The sequence below is a fragment of the Microbacterium nanhaiense genome (genome assembly GCF_014646015.1).
Classification (GTDB): Bacteria; Actinomycetota; Actinomycetes; order Actinomycetales; family Microbacteriaceae; genus Microbacterium; species Microbacterium nanhaiense.
In genome coordinates, this window is sequence record NZ_BMMQ01000002.1 from 247780 (window position 1) to 265728 (window position 17949).

The following is a 17949-nucleotide window of genomic DNA, read 5'->3' on the forward strand; positions in this document are numbered from 1 at the left end:
GCGCGTTTCCACTACCAGCTTAGTGAAAGCTGAGGGCGCTGGCGTCACCCCGTGACACCCGATGACGCCGACGCGTGTCACGACGCACGTGGGAGATCCCTGATCGGGAGAACTTCTACATGCCATAGAATGATTTCGTTTGGCCGAAGAAAGATCCGGAGGGTACGCGTTGTCGACGAGTTCACGCTCCGAGCAAGCCTCGACCGAGGCCGAGCTCGGCACTTCCCGCGCAGGCAAGCGCGGCATCCGTCGCACGCTCGCCGCCTACGTCGCGCTCACGAAGCCGCGCGTTCTCGAGCTCCTGCTCGTGTCTACCGTCCCGGTGATGTTCCTCGCCGCCGATGGCCTGCCGAACCTCTGGCTCGTCCTCGTCACCGTCATCGGTGGCGCGATGAGCGCCGGCTCGGCCGCCTCGTTCAACATGTACATCGATCGCGACATCGACAAGAAGATGAAGCGCACGAAGAATCGCCCGCTCGTGACGGGCGAGATCACGCCCCGCGCGGCGCTGATCTTCTCCTGGGCGCTCGCGGCAATCCAGGCCGTGTGGTTCCTCGTCTTCACGAACGTTCTCACGACGGTCTTGAGTTGCGTCGCGATCTTCTTCTACGTCGTCGTCTACACGATCATCCTCAAGCGACGCACCGAGCAGAACATCGTGTGGGGCGGCATCGCCGGCTGCTTCCCTGTGCTCATCGGGTGGACCGCCGTGACGAACTCGCTCGACTGGGCGCCGTTCGTGCTCTTCGTGTTGGTGTTCCTGTGGACGCCCCCGCACTACTGGCCGCTGTCGATGAAGTACGCGGGAGACTACGACGAGACCGACGTGCCGATGCTCGGTGCGACCCGCTCGGGTCAGCAGGTCGGCCTGCAGGTGGTGCTGTACGCCTGGGCGACCCTCGCGTGCTCGCTGCTGCTCATCCCGGTCGCCGATATGGGAATCGTCTACACGGCGTCGGCGCTGGTGTTCGGCGGCTGGTTCATCTACGAATCGCACCGCATGTACAACATGTCGGTCCGCGCGAAGGCCGGTGTCGAGAAGGGCTCGGAGGCGCGCCCGATGCGCGTGTTCCACGCCTCGATCACCTACCTCACGCTCGTGTTCCTCGCGGTCGCCATCGACCCGCTCTTGCCGTTCTGACGGGTAGCCTGAGGGGGTGAGTGACCCCGAAAGCGAGCCCCCCACCCGAACGATCGCGCTGGATCATGCGGCCAGGTGGCGGGCATTCGGGGCCAGCGTCAGCGTCTCCGCGCTGACGATCATGGACGTCTCCAAGGTGAACGTCGGGCTGGCGTCGATCGAGGAGGCGCTCGGCGGCGGATCCACGGAGCTGCAGCTCGTCGTGTCCGGGTACATCCTCGCGTTCGGACTCGCGCTCGTGCCGTTCGGACGCATCGGCGATCAGCGATCGCGTCGGACGCTCATGATCGCCGGTCTCATCGGCTTCACGCTCGGGAGCGTCCTCTGCGCCATCGCGCCGAACATCTGGGTGCTCGTCGTCGCCCGGTTCCTGCAGGGGATCGCGGCGGGCGTGCAGATGCCGCAGGTGATGGGAACGATCCAGCAGATCTTCACGGGGCGCGAGCGCGGCATGGCGTTCGGCCTCTTCGGCGCGATCATCGGCTTGTCGACCGCCTTCGGGCCGACGCTGGGTGGCCTCATGATCGCCCTCGGTGGGCCCGAGGACGGCTGGAGGTGGATCTTCTGGATGAACCTCCCGCTCGGCGCCGCCGTGATCGCGGTGCTGTGGAAGGTGCTTCCCGAGGTGCGCCGACCGGACACCGCGCGCATCTCGCTGGATCCGGTCGGGCTCGTGCTGTTCGCGGCGATGGTCACGACGCTGATGTTCCCCTTCCTGCTGACGACCGGGTCGCCCGAGGACTCGCCGGCGCGCTGGTGGCTGCTGGTGCCGTTCGCGATCGTCGCCGTCGGCTTCGTGCTGTGGGAGCACCGTTACGCCGCCCGGGGCGGCGCGCCGCTCGTCCCGATGGGTCTGTTCCGGATCCGGTCGTGGCGCAACGGCACGATGCTGCAGGCTCTCTACTTCGCCGCGATGCCGTGCGTGTTCCTGCTCACGGCCCTCTACCTGCAGCAGGGGCTCGGCCTGTCCGCCCTCGCCGCGGGCGCCGTCACGATCGGCTTCGCCCTGCTGAGCGCGTATTCTTCCTGGCAGAGCGGGAAGCTCGTCGCGCGATTCGGGCGTTCTCTCGTCGTGTTCGGGCTGGTGCTCGTTCTCGTCTCGACCCTCGCGCTCATCGCGACGGCCCACTACGTGCCCGATGAGGCGACGCCGTGGGTGATGGCGGGAATCATGGTGGTCGGCGGCCTCGGCGGCGGCTGCGTCATCTCGCCGAATCAGACCCTGACGCTCGCGGAGATCCCTCCCTCGGAGGGAGGCCTCGCGGGATCCGTCGGACAGCTCGGCCAGCGCGTGGGGAACGCGATCGGCGCGGCGGTGGCGCTCAGCCTGTTCTATTCGACGATCTTCCGCGAAGAGGGCACGACGGCGCACGCCGAGGTCTTCAACGACGCGTACGCGATGGGCCTCCTGGCCGTCGTGCTGTTCCTCGCCGCTTCGCTCGTGGTGGCGCTCACCGACCTCGGCGCGAGGCGCCGCCTCGCCCGGACGGAGCAGGCGTGACCGCGCGTCGCCCGCGGTGGATCCCGTGGGTCGTCGTCGGGATCATCGTGGCGCTGTGCGCCGGCGCCGCGGCGTTCCTCGTGCCGCCGGCGCTCGAGTATCGAGCGGCGGAGCAACGGTACGAGCGGGCGCTCGCCGAGCACGGTCGGGCCTCCGAAGACCGAGACGCCGCACGCTCGCGCTGGGATGCGGCGCACAGCGACGTCGCGGGAACGCTGGAACTCGCGGACGCCGCGACCCCCGAGGCGGCGCTGCCGTACCTGGACGAGGCGCGCGTCGGCGATGTGCGGGAGCTGGCGGAGCTGATCCGCGGTGCGGCCGACGACGCCACAGCGCCCGAGACGCCCGATGCCGATGCGTCGAAGCCGGAGACGACCGACGAGCTCGACGCCGCGGCGGACGAACTCGAGGCGCAGGCCGACGCCGCCTCCGCCGCCGCCGAGCGATACGACGATGCGACCAAGATCGTCGCCGAGCGCGCGCCCGAACTCGCGGCCGCCGTCGACGCGCTCCGCGCATCGATCCCCGATCGCGCGGAGCAGCTCGAGGAGGCGAACGTCTCCGCCACGGCGCAGTCGAGGATCCGCCTGCACTACGCCGCGGACGCCGCCGCCACGGGCGAGGAGAGCGTCGAATACTACGTCACGGCCTACGCCGAGGCCGCGGCCGCCGTCGAACAATCGCAGCGCGATGAACTCGCGGAGAAGGACCAGGGCGACGGGCTGATCGATGTGCGTCTCGAGATCGAAGAGTTCGTGCGCTCGATCACCGGCGGCGTGCGCGTCGACTTCGACTGGGCACCGGTCGTGAACGGCCTGGGCGAGGGTGATTCGGCGGGTGGCCGGGTGACGTGGCAGTACCTCGACGGGGGATCGGCCACGATGGAACTGTCGAACTCCGTCGCCGCGCACTGGCCGGATCCGCGCTACGAGTCGCTCGTCGCCCACGAATCCGGTCACGTCATCACCGCCAAGTGCCAAGACATGCTGACCGATGCGTTCGACGGCGACGCCGAGCTGATGGCCACGGCGTGGGCGATCGGGATGGGGTACGACGACCCCTGGGGCAACGGCGTCAACTTCTATTACAACGGCGTCGCCCCGGCGCAGGATCTGGTCGACGAGACCACCTCCTGCCGCTGAGCGATCAGCGCGTGACGGGGCGCTTCAGACGGAAGATCGTCACGACATAGGCCGCGGCGGAGAGCGCCGCGAGCACCATGTGGATCCCGACGAGAAGCGGCGGCAGCGCGTCGCGGGCCTGCACGACACCGACGATGATCTGCACCGTGAGGACGGCGATGAAGGCGGTCGACCACGCGCGGGTCGGGAGCGCCTTCGCCCAGGCGACGATCACGATCACGAGCGCCAGGGCGAACAGAGTGTAGCCCGGCCACGAGTGGATGTGCGCGAGGAGCGACGCGTCGAATCCGTCGCGCGTGACGTTCTTGTCGCCGGAGTGGGGGCCGTTGCCGGTCGTGAGGATGCCGAACACGATCGTGATCGCGAGCACGAGCGACGTGACGTGCACGAGGATCAGGTACCACCGCGGCGTCGCGAGCTCGCGAGGCCCGGTCACGGCGTACATGCGGACGAGGAACGCGGCCGTCACGCACACGAGCACGAGCGACGAAGCGTAGTGGAAGCCCACGATGAACGGGTTCAGGCCCGTCAGGACGGCGCTGCCGCCGACGACGGCCTGCGCCATGACGCCCGCGAGCACGACCCAGGCGAGGGTGAGCAGATCCCGGCGCACCGGCGTCGTGCGGAGCGAATGGATCGCTCCCACCAGCACCGCGAGCAGCAGGACGACCGACATGACGACCGCGCCGACGGAGCCGAGGCCGGTCAGGTAGAAGATGGCGTACGAGCCGGCCGCGAGCACGACGCCGCCGAGCGCGAACAGCAGCGCCGGGACGACCGAGCGGCGCCCGCCCGCGGCGGCGAGCGAGAGAAGCAGGACGACGAGGGCGAGGATCCCGACCGCGCCCGTCATCGTGCGGTTGCCGAACTCGATGAGTCCGTGAATGCCCATCTCCTCCGTGGGAACGAGCGAGCCGGGGGTGCACAGCGGCCACTGGTCGCAGCCGAGTCCGGAACCGGTGAGGCGCACCGCGCCGCCCGTGCCGATGATGATCACCTCGGCGAGGAACGACAGCCAGGCGAACACCTTGAGAGCGGGGGAGATGGTCATGCGTGATGCTCCTGAACCTGCCCTGAGAGCTACGCCGCGCCGGGCGTGCCACAGGGCGAGACCTGTAGAATTGAGCGATGAAGGAGAAGGCGCGCACGTGGGCGCCGGATCCGAAAACAGTCTAGGCGCAGGGCCTGCGTCGAAAATGAGGGTCCACCCACACCGCGTCCCCTCCGATGCGGTGGAGCAGATGATACTGTTCGGGGCCCGTCTGAAGGAGAGTGTGAGCCGACATGTCTGATGTGTTGATCGACCGCCCAGAGCTCGAAGGGCTGGGGGTGTATGAGTTCGGCTGGCACGACTCCGACGTCGCCGGTGCGAGCGCGCAGCGCGGCCTGAGCGAAGCCGTCGTCCGTGACATCTCGGGGCTCAAGAGCGAACCCGAGTGGATGCTCAAGACCCGTCTCAAGGGGCTGAGCCTCTTCGAGAAGAAGCCGATGCCGACGTGGGGCGCCGACCTCAGCGAGATCGACTTCGACAACATCAAGTACTTCGTCCGCACGACCGAGAAGCAGGCGGACAGCTGGGAAGACCTTCCCGACGACATCAAGAACACGTACGAGCGCCTTGGCATCCCGCAGGCGGAGCGCGAGCGTCTCGTCGCGGGCGTCGCCGCACAGTACGAGTCCGAGGTCGTGTACCACCAGATCCGCGAGGACCTGGAGCAGCAGGGCGTCATCTTCATGGACACGGACACCGCCCTCAAGGAGCACCCGGAGTTCTTCGAGGAGTACTTCGGCACCGTGATCCCAGCCGGCGACAACAAGTTTGCCGCCCTGAACACGGCCGTCTGGTCGGGCGGCTCCTTCGTCTACGTTCCGAAGGGCGTGCACGTCGAGATCCCGCTCCAGGCCTACTTCCGCATCAACACGGAAAACATGGGCCAGTTCGAGCGCACGCTGATCATCGCCGACGAGGGCAGCTACGTCCACTACATCGAGGGCTGCACCGCTCCGATCTACAAGTCCGACTCGCTGCACTCCGCGGTCGTCGAGATCATCGTCAAGAAGAACGCCCGCGTTCGCTACACGACGATCCAGAACTGGTCGAACAACGTCTACAACCTCGTGACGAAGCGCGCCATCGCCGAGGAGGGCGCGACCATGGAATGGGTCGATGGCAACATCGGCTCGAAGGTCACGATGAAGTACCCGTCGATCTTCCTCATGGGCGAGCACGCCAAGGGCGAGACGCTGTCGGTCGCATTCGCCGGCCCCGGCCAGCACCAGGACGCGGGCGCGAAGATGATCCACATGGCGCCGTACACGCAGTCGTCGATCGTCTCGAAGTCGATCGCCCGCGGCGGCGGTCGCGCCGGATACCGCGGCGAGGTTCGCGTCGACGAGAAGGCGCACCACTCGTCGAACTCCGTCATCTGCGACGCCCTGCTCGTCGACACGCAGTCCCGCTCCGACACCTACCCCGCGATCGACATCCGCGTGGACGACGTGGTGCTCGGGCACGAGGCCACCGTGTCGAAGGTCAGCGAGGAGCAGCTCTTCTACTTGATGAGCCGCGGCCTCGAGGAGACCGAGGCGATGGCGATGATCGTGCGCGGCTTCATCGAGCCCATCGCGCGCGAGCTGCCGATGGAATACGCGCTGGAACTCAACAAGCTCATCGAAATGGGCATGGAAGGATCGGTCGGCTAAGCATGACGACTGCGACGCAGACACACGAGGATCCGGCACGCGCCCTCACCGACGGAGCGTTCGTCCCCGTGCAGACCCGTTCGGAGCGCCCGCGCTCGTTCGAGCCAGCCGATTTCGGCACCCCCACGGGCCGCGAGGTCAACTGGAAGCACACTCCGATCGCGCGGATCGCTCCGCTGTTCGAGCCGGCGACCGCGAACGACGGCGTGAGCTACGCGTTCAGCTCCGGTGCCGAGCACCGCTCCGCGGACCTGAAGGCGGGCGAGGCGCCGCGCGGTGAGTTCTTCGTCCCCGAAGACATCACCGCGGCCATCGCCTGGCAGGGCGCGACCGACGCGCTGCACATCCGCGTCCCTCGCGAGGCGGAGCTCGAGACGCCCATCGTCCTCGACATCGTGGGCCAGGGTGCGCAGCTGCGCGCCGACGGCCACATCGTGATCGAGGCCGAGCCGATGAGCAAGGCGATCGTCATCCTGCAGCACACGGGCGCCGCACAGTACAACCAGAACGTCGAGATTCTCGTGCGCGATGGGGCGGACCTGACGGTCATCTCCGTGCAGAAGTGGGACGACGCGGCGATCCACGCGGCGGCGCACCAGGCGACGGTCGGCCGCGACGCGAAGCTCACGCACTTCGTCGTGAGCTTCGGCGGCGGTGTCGTGCGCGTCAACCCGAACCTCGACCTGACCGGTCAGGGCTCGGAGGGGCAGATGTACGGCCTCTCCTACGCCGACGACGGACAGCACCTCGAAAGCCAGGTGTACATGCACCACAACGGCCCCGCGACCACCGGTGACGTGCTGTACAAGAGCGCGCTCCAGGGCGCCACCGCGCGCGCCGTGTGGATCGGCGATGTGCTCATCGGCGCCGGCGCGACCGGCACCGACTCGTACGAGGCGAACCGCAACCTGATCCTCACGAACGGTGCGCGCGCCGACTCGATCCCGAACCTCGAGATCAAGACGGGCGACATCGAGGGCGCGGGGCACGCCTCCGCGACGGGCCGTTTCGATGACGAGCAGCTGTTCTACCTGCAGGCTCGCGGCATCGGTGAGCTCGAGGCGCGCCGCCTCATCGTGCTCGGCTTCCTCGCCGAGATTCCGCAGAAGATCCAGGTTCCCGCGCTGCAGGAATCGCTCCTTGCCGAGATCGAGCGCGAGATCGCGACGGGAGTCGCGGCGTGAGCGCCGAGCGCGTGTGCGGACTGAGCGAACTCGTTCAGGACGAGGCGCGCCGCGTCGAGGTCGAAGGCGTTCCGATCGCCGTCGTGCTCGACTCGAACGGTGAGGTGCACGCCATCGGCGACACCTGCACGCACGGCGAGATCTCCCTCTCCGAGGGCTTCGTCGAGGGCGACACGCTCGAATGCTGGGCTCACGGGTCCGCATTCTCGCTTCGCACCGGCAAGCCCCTGAACCTCCCTGCTTACGAGCCCGTCCCGGTCTACGCCGTCCAGATCGACGGCGACGACGTGCTCATTGACATCAACGTGAAGAAGGAAAACTGACATGGCTGTCCTCGAAATCCGAGACCTGCACGTCACCGTCGAGACGGACGAGGGCACGACGCCCATCCTCAACGGCGTCAACCTGACGATCCGCAGCGGCGAGACGCACGCGATCATGGGGCCGAACGGATCCGGCAAGTCGACGCTCGCGTCGACGATCGCGGGTCACCCGAAGTACACCGTCACCGGCGGCACCATCACCCTCGACGGCGAAGACGTGCTCGAGATGAGCGTCGACGAGCGCGCGCGTGCGGGGCTGTTCCTCGCGATGCAGTACCCCGTCGAGATCCCCGGCGTCACCGTGACGAACTTCCTCCGCACCGCCAAGACGGCGATCGACGGCGAGGCGCCCACGATCCGCACCTGGGCGAAGGACGTGCGCGAGGGCATGGACAAGCTCCGCATGGACCCGAAGTTCGCGCAGCGCAACGTCAACGAGGGATTCTCCGGTGGTGAGAAGAAGCGCCACGAGATCCTCCAGCTCGAGCTGCTGAAGCCCCAGATCGCGATCCTCGACGAGACCGACTCGGGTCTCGACGTCGATGCGCTCAAGATCGTGTCCGAGGGCGTGAACCGCGCGAAGGACAACACCGGCCTCGGCGTGCTGTTGATCACGCACTACACCCGCATCCTGCGCTACATCAAGCCCGAGTTCGTTCACGTGATGGTCAAGGGCAAGGTCGTCGAAGAGGGCGGCCCGGAGCTCGCCGAGCGCCTCGAGAACGAGGGCTACGCGGCCTACATTCCCGAGGGCGCGCCCCTCGAGGGCTGAACGGAATTAGGCTGAGCCATATGACCGCCACCCTCTCACCCGAGAAGTACGACGAGGTCACCGAGGCGCTCAAGGACGTCATGGACCCCGAGCTCGGCGTCAACGTCGTCGACCTGGGTCTCATCTACGACCTCGCGTGGGATGACGAACACGACGCGCTCGTCATCCACATGACGCTGACGAGCGCCGGGTGCCCGCTGACCGACGTGCTCGAGGAGCAGACCGCCCAGGCCCTGGACGGCGTCGTTGAGCAGTTCCGCATCAACTGGGTGTGGATGCCGCCGTGGGGCCCCGAGCGCATCACGGACGACGGCCGTGACCAGATGCGGGCCCTCGGCTTCGCGATCTGACCCCGCCCCGTCAACGCCCCGCACGCCCGAGCGTGCGGGGCGTTTGCGCATCTGCGCGCCATACGATCGAGCGGTGACGACATCTTCCGAGGAGACAAGCGCGGCATGACACACGCGGATCCGGCGAGCTTCTCCGGGGCGGTGCCGCTGCAGCCGCCCGCTCGCGCCAGCATCTGGCGAAGCCCCTACCTGCTGACCACGATCGGCGCCGTGTCGCTGATCTTCCTGGCGGCCATGCAGTCGCTCGCGGTGACGACCGTGATGCCCACCGTCGCCGCAGACCTCGGCGGCGCCGAGCTGTACGCGGTCGCCTTCAGCGGATCCTTCGCGACGAGCATCATCGGAATGGTCGCCTCGGGGGCATGGAGCGACCGGAAGAGTCCCGCGCAGGCGATGTGGTGCGCCGTCATCGCCTTCGCGGCGGGACTCGTGGTCTGCGCTTCGGCGTCGTCGATGCTGATCCTGGTGCTCGGCCGCCTGATCATGGGGCTCGGCTCGGGCGGGCTCGTCGTCGCCCTGTACGTCATCGTGGCCCGGGTCTACCCGGCGAACCTTCATGGTCGGGTCATGGCCTCGTTCGCGGCGGCGTGGGTCGTGCCGTCGCTCATCGGGCCGGCCGGCGCCGGAGCGGTGACCGAGTTCCTGCACTGGCGCTGGGTGTTCGCGGGCGTTGCGGTGCTCGCCGCGGGGGCGTTCGCGATGCTCGCCGTCCGCTTGCGGGCGCTCGACCTCTCCGCCCGCGACGTCGACGATTCGCCCGTTGCGCGCCGTCTGCTGCTGGCCGTGGTCGTCGCGGTCGGCCTGCTCGCGGTGAGCCTCGCGGGGGAGGCCCCCGGGCTCGTCGCCGTGGTCGTCGCGGGCGCCGGCCTCGCGGTGGTCCTGCTCGCGATGCGGCCGCTGGTTCCCCGCGGTACCTTCCGGGCCGGCCGCGGCCTTCCGAGCGTGATCCTCACGCGCGGGCTTATCGCCGGCGCCTGCTTCGGCGCGGAGATCTACGTCCCCTATCTGTTGCAGCAGCACTACGGCTTCTCGCCGACCTGGGCGGGCATCGGCTTGACGGTCGGCGCGCTCACGTGGGCCGTCGGATCCGAGACCTCCGGTCGCTGGGGCGACCGCCTCGGCAACAATCGCCTCGCGCTCGCGGGCGCGGGTCTGCTCGCGCTGGCGTGCGCCACGCTGCTGACCGCCGCGTGGTTCGATCTGCCCGCGTGGCTGCCGATCGTGTTCTGGGGTTTCGGCTCACTCGGCATGGGGATGCTCTACCCGCGCCTGACGGTGCTCTCCCTCGCGTACTCGACGGCGCGCAATCAGGGCTTCAACTCCTCGGCGCTGCAGATCTCCGATGGGGTCGGCACCTCGACGATGATGGCGCTCATGGGGCTCGTGTTCGTCGCCGCGCCCGCTGGCTGGGCGTTCCCCGCCGTCTTCGGCCTGGGCGTCGTCGTCGCCCTGCTCGCGCTCGTGCCGGGCCTGCGCCTGGGGCATGCCTCGGAACTCGCGCGCTGACAGCGATCATTCAGGCGCACGACTATCGAAAAACGATAGGCTCATATCGTTAGTCGATACTACTTGGGGGTAGACCATGACGACATGGGCCACGCGGGGCGCGCAGGCGCTCCTCATTCTGGGCGCGCTCGGGTGCCTCGGGTTGCAGACGGCCCTCGCCCTGAGCGAGATCGGCCGAACACCGCGGGAGGGCCTCGGCATCGCGGTCGCGATTCTCGGCGTCCTCTTCGTCGTCTGCGTCGAGATCGCGATCGTCTGCCTCTGGCGGCTCCTCACCTTCGTGCGAACCGACGTGATCTTCTCGACCCGCGCGTTCCGATTCGTCGACGTGATCGTCGCCTGCTGTGTCGCCGCGGGCGCGCTGGTGCTCACGGTCGCCGCGCTCCTCGCACCGCTACCGGACAGCGACGGTCCTGCGCCCGGCGTGATCCTACTCATCGGCGTCTTCGGGGCGGGGGTGTGGGGGATCGGGCTGCTCGTCGTCGTGATGCGCGGTCTCCTGCGCCGCGCCATCGAGTGGCGCGACGAGCTCGAGGTCGTGATCTGATGCCCATCGTCGTCGACATCGATGTCATGCTCGCCCGTCGGAAGATGGCGGTCGGCGAGCTCGCGGAGCGCATCGGCATCACGCCCGCGAACCTCGCGGTGCTGAAGAACGGGCGGGCAAAGGCCGTACGATTCGCCACCCTCGAGGCGCTGTGCCGCGAGCTCGAGTGCCAGCCGGGCGAGCTCCTGCGCTACGAGCCGTAGCGCGTCAGCGCACCGAGGCCCGCCGCGAAGTCGGCCTCGGTGGCGGCGGCGACGTCCGCCGGCGCCGCGTCGAATGCCCCGATCGCCGCGGCCTGCATGCGCTGCTGAACGAGGTAGCAGTGCCCGAGGAGGAACTGCGAGAGAACCGTCGCGTCGCGCGTGGGCTCCGCGGATCCGGCGGACGCGCACGCCTCGCGGATCCGCCGGTCGAGCGCTCCGGATCCGAGGCCGAGCGCGGCCGTCGAGACGACGACCTCGGCGCCGTCGCGGTGCGCCAGCAGGGCGGAGCGGAGCGACCAGGCGACATCGGCGACTCCGCCGCCCGCCGGAGCCTCCTCGACGATTCGATCGGCGATCGCCGCGAGCAGCGTCTGCTTGTTCTCGACGTGCCAGTACAGGGCGCTCGGTTGGATCCCGAGCGCGCCGGCGACGCGGCGCATCGACAGATCGGGCAGGCCGATGTCGTCGAGGAGCGCGAGCGAGGCGTCGACGATCGACTCGAGGCTGTGTCCGGAATCGCGCATGTATCTGACTATACTTGAACACCGTTCAGTGAACACTGTTCAGGAAGAGGTTGGTATGCGTGACACCTGGGAGGCCCGCGACATCGCTCGCGTCGCCGTATTCGCCGCGATCATCGTCGTTCTTGGGCTCGTCGGCCCGATTCCCGTCCCCGGGCTCGTGCCCATCACGGCGCAGACGCTGGGCGTCATGCTCGCCGGGGTGGTGCTCGGCGCGAAGCGCGGGGGCGCCGCCGTTCTCATCGTCTTCGCGCTCGTCGCGATCGGCCTTCCCATGCTGTCGGGTGGCCGCGGCGGGCTCGGGGTGTTCGTCGGCCCGACCGCGGGGTACCTGATCGGCTGGCTGCCCGCGGCGGTCGTCGCCGGCCTCGTCGCGCACGCGGGCGCACGACGCCTCTCGTGGTGGCGGGTCGCGCTCGGGGCGGTCGTGGGCGGTATCGGCTGCGCCTACGCGTGCGGCATTCCCGGCGTCGCGCTCGCGACCGGGATCCCGCTGCCGGAGGCGGCGCTCTCGGCACTCGCCTTCCTCCCCGGCGACGCGATCAAGGCCGTCGTCGCGACGCTGCTCGCCGTGTCGCTCTATCGCGCGTACCCGCCGGCCTTCCCGCGGGCCGTGCGCCGCGAGCGCGTGGCTCGATGATCCGTGCCAGCGGCGTCGGCGTCGCGATCGACGGGACGCGGATCCTCGACGACGTGACGGTGAGCGTCCCGCAGCCGCGGGTCGCCGTGATCGGCGCGAACGGATCCGGCAAGTCGACGTTCGCGCGCACCCTCAACGGGCTCATCGCGCCCACTGAGGGCGCGCTCGAGGTCGCGGGGATCGACGTCGTGCGCGAGCCGAAGTCCGCGCGCGGCGCAGTCGGCTTCCTCTTCTCCAACCCCGATGCACAGATCCTCATGCCGACCCCGGCGGAGGACATCGCGCTCTCGCTCAAGGCGGCGGGCGTGCCGCGCGCGCTGCGCGCCGAACGGGCCATCGAGGCGCTGCGCGGTTACGGGCTCGCGGAACACGCGCACCAGCCCGCCTACAGTCTCTCCGGAGGACAGAAGCAACTGCTCGCGCTTGCGGCGGTGCTCGTGCGGCGACCGCGCGTGCTCGTCGCCGACGAACCCACGACGCTGCTCGACCTCGGAAATGCGCGCATGATCGGTGACCTGCTAACCGGCGGAGTCGCCGAACAGGTCGTCCTCGTCACGCACGACCTCGAGCTCGCCGCGCGGTGCGATGTCTGCCTGCGCTTCGACGGGGGGCGGCTCGTGCAGGCGGGCGAACCGTCCGAGGTCATCGCGGCGTACCGGGCGGAATTCGCGTGATCCCTCTCGTCCTCCCGCGGCGAACGCCGCTGCACCGCGTTCCCGCCGGCTGGAAGCTCGCCTCGCTCGTCCTCCTGTCGGTCGCCGGGGCCGTCGCGTCGTCGACCGCGCTCGGGGCGGCGATCGCGCTCGTCGCCACCGTCGCCGTGTATGTCGCCGGCGGCATCGGGATCCGCGAATGGGCGCGTCAGCTCTGGCGGGTGAAGTGGATCATCGTGCTCCTCGCCGCGATGCAGGCGATCTTCCTGGGCTGGGAGGCTGCCGTCACGGGAACCGCGCGCATCGTCGCGATTGTTCTGCTCGCGGCGGCCGTGACTCTCACCACGCCCGTGGCCGACATGCTCGACGCGCTCGAGCGTTGCCTGACGCCGCTCCGGATCGCGCGCGTCGACCCCGCGCGCGTCGCGTTCACCATCGCGCTCACGATCGCGATCATCCCCGTCATCTCGCAGCTCGGCGCGCAGATCCGCGAGGCACAGCGTGCCCGCGGGGTGCGACTCGGGGTGCGTTGGATCGTGACGATGCTGGTGGGCGCGCTCCGCCACGCCGACGACGTCGGCGACGCCCTCACGGCACGCGGGGTCGCGTGATCGGCTCCCGTGCTCGATCCGGTATCGTGTCCGATCCGGTCGCGTAGATCGTTTGTCCGGGAGGGGCTCCCTATACTGGGAGGCTGGCCCGTTCTGGGCCTGACTCCTCCCGCGAAGAACAGGTGACCTTTCCGTGCTTGCCGTCAGTGACCTCGAGATCCGCGTCGGTGCGCGCCAGCTGATGAGCGGCGTGAACTTCCGCGTCGCCGCCGGAGACAAGGTGGGCCTCGTGGGGCGCAACGGCGCCGGCAAGACGACGCTCACAAAGGTTCTCTCCGGCGACCTCGTGCCCGCCGACGGAACCGTGAAGGTGTCCGGCGAGCTCGGATACCTGCCGCAGGATCCGCGCTCGGGCGACCCCGAGGAGCTCGCGCGCACGCGCATCCTGAACGCGCGCGGACTCGGCGACCTGCAGGCCGGCATCACCAAGGCCACCGAGGAGATGAGCAGCGACGACCCGAACGTCGCCGAGAAGGCGATGCGCCGCTTCGGCCGCCTCACCGAGCGCTTCGAGGCGATCGGCGGATACGCCGCCGAGTCCGAGGCCGCCGTGATCGCGAACAACCTCTCGCTGCCGGACCGGATCCTCGACCAGCCGCTCAAGACCCTGTCTGGCGGCCAGCGCCGCCGCATCGAACTCGCGCGCATCCTCTTCAGCGACGCCGACACGATGATCCTCGACGAGCCCACCAACCACCTCGACGCCGACAGCGTCGTGTGGCTGCGCGAGTTCCTCAAGTCGTACAAGGGCGGGCTCATCGTCATCAGCCACGACGTCGAACTCGTCGGCGAGACCGTCAACCGCGTGTTCTACCTCGACGCGAACCGACAGGTCATCGACATCTACAACATGGGCTGGAAGCACTACCAGCGCCAGCGCGTCGCCGACGAGGAGCGCCGGAAGAAAGAGCGCGTCAACGCCGAGAAGAAGGCCTCCGCCCTGCGTCAGCAGGCCGCGAAGTTCGGCGCCAAGGCGACCAAGGCCGCCGCGGCGCACCAGATGGTCGCGCGCGCCGACAAGCTGCTCTCAGGCCTCGAAGAGGTGCGCCAGGAAGACCGGGTCGCCAACATTCGCTTCCCGAAGCCCGCCGCGTGCGGAAAGACGCCGCTCATGGCGAAGTCGCTGTCGAAGTCCTACGGCGCCCTCGAGATCTTCGCGGGCGTCGACCTCGCCATCGACCGCGGATCCAAGGTCGTCGTGCTCGGCCTCAACGGCGCCGGAAAGACGACGCTCCTGCGCATCCTCGCCGGAGTCGACGAGAGCGACACCGGCCAGATCGAACCCGGCCACGGCCTCAAAATCGGCTACTACGCGCAGGAGCACGAAAACCTCGACGTCTCGCGCAGCGTGCTCGAGAACATGATGTCCGCGTCGCCCGACCTCAACGAGACCGAGGCACGCCGCGTGCTCGGATCTTTCCTCTTCACGGGCGACGACGTGCTGAAGCCCGCCGGCGTTCTCTCCGGCGGTGAGAAGACGCGACTCTCGCTCGCGACCCTCGTCGTCTCGAGCGCCAACGTGCTCCTACTCGACGAGCCGACCAACAACCTCGACCCCGCCAGCCGCGAGGAGATCCTCGGCGCCCTCGCGCACTACGAGGGTGCCGTCGTCCTGGTCTCGCACGACGAGGGCGCCGTCGAGGCGCTCAACCCGGAACGCGTGCTGATGCTGCCGGACGGGGTCGAGGACATCTGGAATAAGTCCTACCTCGACCTCATCACGCTCGCCTGAAGCCCCGGGGCACGCACCCCGCGGCGTTGTCGATCGCTCGTCGCACCTTTGTGCGCCTTCGCTCCTCCGCCTTGCGGGGCACGCACCCCGGGCGCTCAGGGCGGCTCGAGTCGCGCGGGTCAGCGGGCGTCGAGGAGGGCGTCTTCCTCTTCCATGTCGCGGTCGCGGCGGCGGGCGCGGCGCGGTTTCTTCGGGCGCTGTAGCTCCTCGAGGTCGTCGAGGTCGTCGTCCTCGTCCGGCTCCTCGTCGTCCTCGCGCGCCGCGCGGATCTCGGTGCGGATCATGTACCCGATGAACACGAAGCCCATCACGGCGAACAGGATCCACTGCACCGCGTACGACAGGTGTGGGCCCGGATCCTGCTCGGGCTCGTCGATCGCGTGGGGGCGCTCCGGCGGCACGGGATCCTCGCTGTCCATGAGCGCGTACGCATCCGAGATCGCCTCGCCGCCGAGCGACGCCGCGATCGTCGGCACGTGGATCGTCGGCACCTGGCCCTCCGGCGCCGATCGCCCCGAGCGCGGCAGCGGCTCGCTCGGACGCAGACGCGCGACGACCGTGATCTCGCCCTCGGGCGCCGCCGGCACGGCATCGGGCTTGTCGGCCTCGTAGCCGGGTTCGACCCAGCCCCGGTCGACGACGATGATGCGGCCGTCATCGAGCCGGAACGGAACCAACGACTCGTACGCGTTGGTGTTGCCGTGGGACCGATTGCGGGCCAGCAGCTGCTCGTCGACAAGGTATTCGCCGCTCAGCTCGACCGGCCGCCACTCGTCGTCAGCATCGAAGCCGCTCGTTCCCTCGAGGAGCTCGCTGAGCGGCACGGCGGGCGCGTGATAGTTGTTCGCGATGAGGCCGTTCGCGTGCGTGCGCTGCTCGTTGCGCGCGAACTGCCAATTCGAGAGGAACGCGCAGGCGATCGCGAACAGGATCGCGAAGACGACATAGCCCGACCAGCGGCGGACGCGAGACGCGCGCGTCATGCGGCCGCCTCCGGCAGTGCGGTCGCGGATCCGTCGACGACGCCCCGTTCGACCACGACCGGGAAGGCGCGGGACGCGAGGAAGTCGCGGAGGTACTCGGCATGCTCCTCGCACGCGAGCCAGACCTTCCGGCGCTCCGGCCCGTGGATCCGCGGATTGCGCCAGACCACGCTGAGGCTCGCGTCGGCGCTGCACCCGGCGCGCGAACACTGCGGGGAATCGGGGGAGAGGCCGAACATCATGCCTGTGGGTCGTCCTTCGCGGTCTCGGTGATCTGGATGACCCGCGGCTCGTCCTCCGGTGTCCGGGCCTCAGGCTTCGGGGCCTCGAGTGCGAGCTCCGGGCTGACCGCCTGCGCGCCGCCCGTGCGGCCAATCTGGTTCGCGAACATCACGGCGACCCACGGCAGGAAGATGAACCCCGCGGCGAAGACGAAGGTGTACCAGCCCCAGGGCTGGATCACGACGGCGAGAATCAGGCACGCGAGGCGGATCGCCATCGTGATGACGTACTGCTTCATGCGTGCGGTCTCGTCGTCTCCCGGAGCCGCCTCGAGAGACGTCGCCGAGGGCGTCTCTCGCCTGCGGATCTTCACACTCCCAGTTTAGATCGGCGATGCTTATCGGCGGCCGGACGCCGACGAGAGCCGCGGGGCGCCCGTTAGAGTGGTCTGCGGCCGATATCCCCTACTCAGGAGTACCCCATGAGCACAGCTGCCACCGCCGACCGCGTCGCCCTCGTCACGGGAGGAAACCGAGGCATCGGCCGCGCGATCGCCGAGCGCCTCGTGCGCGACGGTTACCGTGTCGCCGTCACCGCCCGCAGCGGATCCGGCCCCGAGGGCACGCTCACCGTCGTCGCGGACGTCAACGATGCAGCCTCGCTCGACGCGGCCATCGCACAGGTCGAGGGCGAGCTCGGCCCGATCACCACCGTCGTCGCCAACGCCGGCATCACCAAGGACACCCTGCTGATGCGCATGAGCGACGACGACTTCTCGGCCGTCGTCGACACGAACCTCGGCGGCGCGTTCCGCACCGTCAAGCGCGCCATCAAGAGCATGATCAAGGCGCGCCACGGCCGCATCATCCTGATCTCGAGTGTCTCGGGCCTCTACGGTGTCGCGGGCCAGGCGAACTACTCCGCCTCGAAGTCGGGGCTCGTCGGCTTCGCGCGCGCGATCACGCGTGAGCTCGGCGGACGCGGCATCACTGCCAACGTCGTCGCGCCGGGATTCATCGAGTCGGACATGACGGCAGAGCTCGACGACAAGACGCAGGCCGAGTACAAGAAGCAGATCCCGGCCGGCCGCTACGGCACCGGCGAGGAGATCGCGGGCGTGGTGTCGTGGCTGGCCGGCGACGACGCGGCGTACATCTCGGGTGCGGTGATCCCCGTCGACGGCGGCCTGGGCATGGGCCACTGAGCCGCGAGCCG

Annotated in this window: 21 protein-coding genes; 16 read left to right on the forward strand and 5 right to left on the reverse strand. The window is 69.0% G+C overall.

The window, feature by feature from the left end:
• Positions 1-169: 169 nt before the first annotated feature.
• The 3 genes from IEX05_RS04100 to IEX05_RS04110 are packed head-to-tail and all read left to right on the forward strand — an operon-like array spanning position 170 to position 3784.
• On the forward strand, positions 170-1141 hold the full coding sequence (locus tag IEX05_RS04100; protein WP_188700116.1) for a heme o synthase: 972 nt from the start codon (positions 170-172) through the stop codon (positions 1139-1141).
• A gap of 16 nt (positions 1142-1157) precedes the next feature.
• A complete protein-coding gene (locus IEX05_RS04105) occupies positions 1158-2642 on the forward strand; it encodes an MFS transporter (protein WP_308423397.1) in 1485 nt (494 codons plus the stop codon).
• On the forward strand, positions 2639-3784 hold the full coding sequence (locus IEX05_RS04110) for a hypothetical protein (RefSeq protein WP_188700117.1): 1146 nt from the start codon (positions 2639-2641) through the stop codon (positions 3782-3784). The genes IEX05_RS04105 and IEX05_RS04110 overlap by 4 nt, the downstream gene beginning before the upstream one ends.
• Positions 3785-3788: 4 nt before the next feature.
• Here IEX05_RS04110 and IEX05_RS04115 read toward each other — a convergent pair whose 3' ends face one another.
• Positions 3789-4835: a COX15/CtaA family protein gene (locus IEX05_RS04115; protein ID WP_188700118.1), complete on the reverse strand. Its 1047-nt coding sequence runs from the start codon at positions 4833-4835 to the stop codon at positions 3789-3791.
• Between the two features lie 233 nt (positions 4836-5068).
• Between IEX05_RS04115 and sufB the strand changes: the two genes are divergently transcribed.
• The 8 genes from sufB (at position 5069) to IEX05_RS04155 (ending at position 11372) form a co-directional block, all read left to right on the forward strand.
• On the forward strand, positions 5069-6487 hold the full coding sequence (gene sufB / locus IEX05_RS04120; RefSeq protein ID WP_188700119.1) for a Fe-S cluster assembly protein SufB: 1419 nt from the start codon (positions 5069-5071) through the stop codon (positions 6485-6487).
• A gap of 2 nt (positions 6488-6489) precedes the next feature.
• Entirely contained in the window at positions 6490-7671 is a 1182-nt protein-coding gene (gene sufD, locus IEX05_RS04125) for a Fe-S cluster assembly protein SufD (RefSeq protein WP_188700120.1), read from the forward strand.
• Positions 7668-7994, forward strand: coding sequence for a non-heme iron oxygenase ferredoxin subunit (locus IEX05_RS04130; RefSeq protein ID WP_188700121.1), 327 nt, complete (start codon positions 7668-7670; stop codon positions 7992-7994). Before sufD ends, IEX05_RS04130 begins: the two co-directional genes overlap by 4 nt.
• 1 nt (position 7995) lies before the next feature.
• Positions 7996-8766 (forward strand): Fe-S cluster assembly ATPase SufC, encoded by a 771-nt coding sequence (gene sufC / locus IEX05_RS04135; protein ID WP_188700122.1) that lies wholly within the window; start codon positions 7996-7998, stop codon positions 8764-8766.
• A gap of 20 nt (positions 8767-8786) precedes the next feature.
• On the forward strand, positions 8787-9116 hold the full coding sequence (locus IEX05_RS04140; RefSeq protein ID WP_188700123.1) for a metal-sulfur cluster assembly factor: 330 nt from the start codon (positions 8787-8789) through the stop codon (positions 9114-9116).
• Positions 9117-9221: 105 nt separating this feature from the next.
• Positions 9222-10622 (forward strand): MFS transporter, encoded by a 1401-nt coding sequence (locus IEX05_RS04145; protein ID WP_188700124.1) that lies wholly within the window; start codon positions 9222-9224, stop codon positions 10620-10622.
• Between the two features lie 76 nt (positions 10623-10698).
• The gene (locus tag IEX05_RS04150; RefSeq protein WP_188700125.1) at positions 10699-11169 is read left to right on the forward strand and encodes a DUF2975 domain-containing protein; all 471 of its coding nucleotides are present in this window, start codon (positions 10699-10701) and stop codon (positions 11167-11169) included.
• The gene (locus IEX05_RS04155) at positions 11169-11372 is read left to right on the forward strand and encodes a helix-turn-helix domain-containing protein (protein WP_188700126.1); all 204 of its coding nucleotides are present in this window, start codon (positions 11169-11171) and stop codon (positions 11370-11372) included. Before IEX05_RS04150 ends, IEX05_RS04155 begins: the two co-directional genes overlap by 1 nt.
• Here IEX05_RS04155 and IEX05_RS04160 read toward each other — a convergent pair.
• Positions 11360-11896 carry a TetR family transcriptional regulator gene (locus tag IEX05_RS04160; RefSeq protein ID WP_188700127.1) on the reverse strand — a complete coding sequence of 179 codons (537 nt, stop codon included), beginning with the start codon at positions 11894-11896 and terminating at the stop codon, positions 11360-11362. The two genes, IEX05_RS04155 and IEX05_RS04160, sit on opposite strands and share 13 nt — an antisense overlap.
• 55 nt (positions 11897-11951) lie before the next feature.
• On the opposite strand from IEX05_RS04160, the gene IEX05_RS04165 reads away from it, so the two are divergent.
• From IEX05_RS04165 to IEX05_RS04180, 4 genes are all read left to right on the forward strand, one after another.
• Positions 11952-12533, forward strand: coding sequence for a biotin transporter BioY (locus IEX05_RS04165; RefSeq protein ID WP_188700128.1), 582 nt, complete (start codon positions 11952-11954; stop codon positions 12531-12533).
• Positions 12530-13207: an energy-coupling factor ABC transporter ATP-binding protein gene (locus IEX05_RS04170; RefSeq protein WP_188700129.1), complete on the forward strand. Its 678-nt coding sequence runs from the start codon at positions 12530-12532 to the stop codon at positions 13205-13207. The genes IEX05_RS04165 and IEX05_RS04170 overlap by 4 nt, the downstream gene beginning before the upstream one ends.
• Positions 13204-13797, forward strand: coding sequence for an energy-coupling factor transporter transmembrane component T family protein (locus IEX05_RS04175; RefSeq protein WP_188700130.1), 594 nt, complete (start codon positions 13204-13206; stop codon positions 13795-13797). The genes IEX05_RS04170 and IEX05_RS04175 overlap by 4 nt, the downstream gene beginning before the upstream one ends.
• 133 nt (positions 13798-13930) lie before the next feature.
• Entirely contained in the window at positions 13931-15529 is a 1599-nt protein-coding gene (locus tag IEX05_RS04180; protein ID WP_188700131.1) for an ABC-F family ATP-binding cassette domain-containing protein, read from the forward strand.
• 119 nt (positions 15530-15648) lie between these two features.
• On the opposite strand, the gene IEX05_RS04185 is transcribed toward IEX05_RS04180, so the two are convergent.
• Genes IEX05_RS04185 through IEX05_RS04195 form a run of 3 tightly spaced genes read right to left on the reverse strand, consistent with a single transcriptional unit; the run spans position 15649 to position 17107 of the window.
• On the reverse strand, positions 15649-16512 hold the full coding sequence (locus IEX05_RS04185) for an SURF1 family cytochrome oxidase biogenesis protein (RefSeq protein WP_188700132.1): 864 nt from the start codon (positions 16510-16512) through the stop codon (positions 15649-15651).
• Positions 16509-16754, reverse strand: coding sequence for a hypothetical protein (locus tag IEX05_RS04190; protein WP_188700133.1), 246 nt, complete (start codon positions 16752-16754; stop codon positions 16509-16511). The genes IEX05_RS04185 and IEX05_RS04190 overlap by 4 nt, the downstream gene beginning before the upstream one ends.
• Entirely contained in the window at positions 16751-17107 is a 357-nt protein-coding gene (locus IEX05_RS04195) for a DUF3099 domain-containing protein (protein ID WP_188700134.1), read from the reverse strand. Before IEX05_RS04195 ends, IEX05_RS04190 begins: the two co-directional genes overlap by 4 nt.
• A 108-nt stretch (positions 17108-17215) precedes the next feature.
• Here IEX05_RS04195 and fabG point away from each other — a divergent pair, with 108 nt between their 5' ends.
• Positions 17216-17938, forward strand: a complete 723-nt coding sequence (fabG, locus tag IEX05_RS04200; RefSeq protein WP_188700135.1) for a 3-oxoacyl-ACP reductase FabG — start codon at positions 17216-17218, stop codon at positions 17936-17938.
• Positions 17939-17949 lie beyond the last annotated feature (11 nt).

What these genes read in the sequence shown, in the direction of transcription:
- IEX05_RS04140 (WP_188700123.1), top strand. Translation starts at nt 8,787, where the DNA reads ATGACCGCCACCCTCTCACCCGAGAAGTACGACGAGGTCACCGAGGCG.
- sufC (WP_188700122.1), top strand. Translation starts at nt 7,996, where the DNA reads ATGGCTGTCCTCGAAATCCGAGACCTGCACGTCACCGTCGAGACGGAC.
- IEX05_RS04160 (WP_188700127.1), bottom strand. Translation starts at nt 11,896, where the DNA reads ATGCGCGATTCCGGACACAGCCTCGAGTCGATCGTCGACGCCTCGCTC.
- IEX05_RS04170 (WP_188700129.1), top strand. Translation starts at nt 12,530, where the DNA reads ATGATCCGTGCCAGCGGCGTCGGCGTCGCGATCGACGGGACGCGGATC.
- IEX05_RS04145 (WP_188700124.1), top strand. Translation starts at nt 9,222, where the DNA reads ATGACACACGCGGATCCGGCGAGCTTCTCCGGGGCGGTGCCGCTGCAG.
- IEX05_RS04150 (WP_188700125.1), top strand. Translation starts at nt 10,699, where the DNA reads ATGACGACATGGGCCACGCGGGGCGCGCAGGCGCTCCTCATTCTGGGC.
- sufB (WP_188700119.1), top strand. Translation starts at nt 5,069, where the DNA reads ATGTCTGATGTGTTGATCGACCGCCCAGAGCTCGAAGGGCTGGGGGTG.
- IEX05_RS04190 (WP_188700133.1), bottom strand. Translation starts at nt 16,754, where the DNA reads ATGATGTTCGGCCTCTCCCCCGATTCCCCGCAGTGTTCGCGCGCCGGG.
- IEX05_RS04185 (WP_188700132.1), bottom strand. Translation starts at nt 16,512, where the DNA reads ATGACGCGCGCGTCTCGCGTCCGCCGCTGGTCGGGCTATGTCGTCTTC.
- IEX05_RS04165 (WP_188700128.1), top strand. Translation starts at nt 11,952, where the DNA reads ATGCGTGACACCTGGGAGGCCCGCGACATCGCTCGCGTCGCCGTATTC.
- fabG (WP_188700135.1), top strand. Translation starts at nt 17,216, where the DNA reads ATGAGCACAGCTGCCACCGCCGACCGCGTCGCCCTCGTCACGGGAGGA.
- sufD (WP_188700120.1), top strand. Translation starts at nt 6,490, where the DNA reads ATGACGACTGCGACGCAGACACACGAGGATCCGGCACGCGCCCTCACC.
- IEX05_RS04155 (WP_188700126.1), top strand. Translation starts at nt 11,169, where the DNA reads ATGCCCATCGTCGTCGACATCGATGTCATGCTCGCCCGTCGGAAGATG.
- IEX05_RS04115 (WP_188700118.1), bottom strand. Translation starts at nt 4,835, where the DNA reads ATGACCATCTCCCCCGCTCTCAAGGTGTTCGCCTGGCTGTCGTTCCTC.